Raw genomic sequence first — 3,224 nt, 5'->3', positions numbered from 1 at the left:
CGCGAATGACCAGCCTCGACAAAGCCGGCAACACGCACGCGAAGATCGTCCGAATAGCTGCGACCCATGATCCACCTCCCCAAACGGTGAATCACAAAGCCGCTCTCAGGGGAATCCCACAGATTCCGATTTCAGGTCCGACGCTCTAGCGTTTCAGAGATCGCGGTCCAGCGGCAACCTCCTTCGCGGTGGAGAGCGCGGCGCGGGCAGATTAGCGTTTCAGAGATCGCGGTCCAGCGGCAACCTTCGCATCGGGGGCGGCGGCGTCGCAGATAGATTAGCGTTTCAGAGATCGCGGTCCAGCGGCAACGGTCCGGCGGTCGATGTGCCGCGCGATCCCAGATTAGCGTTTCAGAGATCGCGGTCCAGCGGCAACTTCGGCCGCGTCAGGTCGAAGAAGGGATAGAGATTAGCGTTTCAGAGATCGCGGTCCAGCACCGGATCCTTAGGGCTGCCCCGATTGCAGCCAGGCGCGCAGGGCCGCATTCACCGCCGCCGGGTTCTCGATCGGCGTCATATGGCCACTGCCGGGCACGGCGACGAGCCTGGCCTGCGGCACGAGACGCGCCATGGCCTGGTGCTCGGCGAGCGGCGTCAGCCTGTCCTCCTCGCCGCACAGGATCAGGACCGGGCAACTCAAGCCGCTCAGGACGCCGGCGCCATCCTTCCGCAGGATATTGTTCTGGCGCAGGAAGACCTCGGCGCCGAGCCGTTGCGTCATGCCCCGGATGCGCCCGACGATCTGCTCGTCCTGAAGATGGGCCTCGCTGAGATAGGTCCTGAGCAACCGGTCGCCGAAGCCGTGGAAGGTGCCCGGCCCCCGGGCGGCCTTGTCACGAACCTTTCGCGCCGCCGCCCGCCCGGGATCGTCCGGCTGGATCGAGGTGTCGAGCAGGGCCAGCCGCTCGATGCGCTCCGCCGCGAGACGCGCCATCTCGACCGCGACATAGCCACCCAGCGAGAAGCCGGCGAGGGCAAAGCGCGGCGGCGCCTGCGCCAGCACGCTCTGCGCCAGCGCCTCCAGACTCTCGCCCTGCGTGATGTCGGCGACCAGGCACTCCGCGATGTCCGCCAGCGCCGCGATCTGGTCGCGCCATAGCTCGGCATCGTTGAGGAGCCCGGGGATCAGGATGAGCGTGGGCAGAGCCATTCGAAACCTTCCTCAGACAAGGCATTTTCCAGGCGCAGGCTTCCATGGGTACTTGCGCCGACGCTCCTGCCGGCTCGTGATGCAGGCAGCCCGGCCTTAGGCGCCGGTCTCTGCGCTTCGCGCCAGGATGGAGCGGGCACGCAGGCGTACGGGCTCGTCGACCATCGCGCCGTCGACCGCAGCCGCGCCATCGCCGCTCGCCAGCACCTTGCGGGCCCAGGCGATCTCGGCGGGATCGGGGGCAAAGCCCGCACGGACAGGCTCGATCTGCCGCGGATGGATGCAGAGCTTGCCGCTGAAGCCGAGCTCGCTTGCATGACGCGCATCCCCGGCGATAAGCCCCGCATCGTCGATCGCGGTGGTCACGCCGTCGATCGGCGGCAGGAGGGATGCCAGCCGCGAGGCCAGCACCAATTCGCTGCGCGCCGCCAGCAAGGCCTCGCGGCTATGGGCACAGCCGAGATCGGCGCAGAAGTCGATGCTGCCGAAGGCGATACGCGCGACATTGCCGGTCGCCGCGATCCGGCGGGCATCGGCGAGGCCGCGGGCGCTCTCGATCAGCGCGATCACCGGCATCGGCAGGCGCGCGCACAGACCCGCGAAGGCCGCGCCGGTTTCGGCCTTCGGCACCATCACCGCGGCGAGCTTGAGGTCCATGAGCGCGGCGATATCGGCCTCGTGCCAGGGCGTGCCGAGCCCGTTGATCCGCAGGATGATCGGCAGATCGGTGAAATCGTCCCGCAGGGCGGCCCGCGCCGCCGCCTTGTCGTCGCGGGCGACCGCATCCTCGAGATCGAGGATGACGGCGTCGCAACCGGCCGCGGCGGCCTTGCCGAAGCGTTCCGGCCGGTTGCCCGGCACGAAGAGCGGAACCAGGCAATCCAGCGCCGCGCTCATGTCCGGTACGCCTTCGCCGACATGCAGGCCGTGCCGTCCTCACGCGCCGTCCAGAGCTCCAGCCCGTTATCCACCTCGCGGGCATGGAGCGCGAACGCGTCATGCTCGAAGAGCGGGGACAGCCCGCGGAAGCTGAAGCGCTTCGGCGCCGCGCTCAGGAGCTCGGCGGCATAATTGCAGAGCCAGGCCGCCTGCAGCGGGCCGTGGACGACGAGGCCGGGATAGGCCTCGATCTCCTGCGCATAGCGCCGGTCGTAATGGATGCGATGCGCGTTGAAGGTCAGCGCCGAATAGCGGAAGAGCAGCGCCGGACTGGCCTGCTGCGCCCGCCGATGCCTGCCCGGTTCGCGCGGCGGTGGCGGCGCGGCTTCCGTGCCCGGCACCGCGGCCTCGCGGTAGACGATCTCCTGCCGCTCCTCCAGGACGAGGCTGCCATTCGCCTCCAATCGATGCTCGACCGTAACGAAGCAGAGCGCGCCGCTGCGGCCCTGCTTGAGCACGACATCGGCGATCCGGGAGGTGCGCCTGGCGCGGTCGCCGACCCTGAGCTCGCCATGGAAGGTCACGGCACCGCCCGCCCACATCCGCCGCGGCAGCGGCACCGGCGGCAGGAAGCCGCCGCGGCCCGGATGACCATCGGCCCCGAGAGTGGCCGTCGGCACCGCCGGTTGCGCGAGGCAGAAATGGATCAGCTGCGGCAGGATCTCGCCCTGCCGGGGCGGCTCGCCCGGGAAATCCAGCGTAGCATGGTATTTGCGCGCGAGATCCTCGGCGACGTGGTCGACGGCGACATCCTCACGGCCGATCCAGCTGCGCAGATGATCGATATCGGGGGCGGTGGTCTCGGCGATCATGCGTCAAGCTCTCGCTGCTGGTCCAGGCCGTAGCGGAATGGGATGGCAGGCGGGCAGGCTCGCGCCTGCGGGGGGCCGCGGCAGCGCCGATGAGCGCCGCCGCCTTGCCTCGCCGATCAGGGCTTCGGCGGGGCGAGGCCGGGAGGCGCGCTCAGGTCGAAGCCGCCAGGCATGCCGCCACCGCCCAGTCCTGGTATCTGGATTGAGTCGAACTGTTTGTTGATCTGCTGCTGGTCGAGCTGCACTGCGGAAGATTTGTAGTGCATGACCATTTGCGGGAAGAAGACGACGAGCGCGACCATGATGCACTGGATGACGACGAA

General features: G+C 68.8%; 3 protein-coding genes and 1 pseudogene. All 4 read right to left on the bottom strand.

Translation table 11 applies throughout. From position 1 onward, the window contains the following. Positions 1-445: 445 nt before the first annotated feature. Positions 446-1,150, bottom strand: a complete 705-nt coding sequence (locus tag J0J10_RS00055) for an alpha/beta fold hydrolase (protein WP_291644248.1) — start codon at positions 1,148-1,150, stop codon at positions 446-448. Between the two features lie 96 nt (positions 1,151-1,246). Further along, on the bottom strand, positions 1,247-2,047 hold the full coding sequence (locus J0J10_RS00050) for an HpcH/HpaI aldolase/citrate lyase family protein (protein WP_291644247.1): 801 nt from the start codon (positions 2,045-2,047) through the stop codon (positions 1,247-1,249). Continuing rightward, the gene (locus J0J10_RS00045; RefSeq protein ID WP_291644246.1) at positions 2,044-2,901 is read right to left on the bottom strand and encodes an HTD2 family dehydratase; all 858 of its coding nucleotides are present in this window, start codon (positions 2,899-2,901) and stop codon (positions 2,044-2,046) included. Before J0J10_RS00045 ends, J0J10_RS00050 begins: the two co-directional genes overlap by 4 nt. Positions 2,902-3,017: 116 nt before the next feature. Continuing rightward, positions 3,018-3,224, bottom strand: a pseudogene (locus J0J10_RS00040) (C4-dicarboxylate ABC transporter); the annotation flags it as partial.

This window comes from Allobosea sp. (assembly GCF_017308075.1).
Lineage (GTDB): Bacteria > Pseudomonadota > Alphaproteobacteria > Rhizobiales > Beijerinckiaceae > Allobosea.
Note: the sequence above shows the minus strand (reverse complement) of the source record. Positions and strands in the feature narration are given on the sequence as shown.

Coding starts and splice junctions, on each gene's coding strand:
- J0J10_RS00045 (WP_291644246.1), bottom strand. CDS start 2,901: ATGATCGCCGAGACCACCGCCCCCGATATCGATCATCTGCGCAGCTGG.
- J0J10_RS00055 (WP_291644248.1), bottom strand. CDS start 1,150: ATGGCTCTGCCCACGCTCATCCTGATCCCCGGGCTCCTCAACGATGCC.
- J0J10_RS00050 (WP_291644247.1), bottom strand. CDS start 2,047: ATGAGCGCGGCGCTGGATTGCCTGGTTCCGCTCTTCGTGCCGGGCAAC.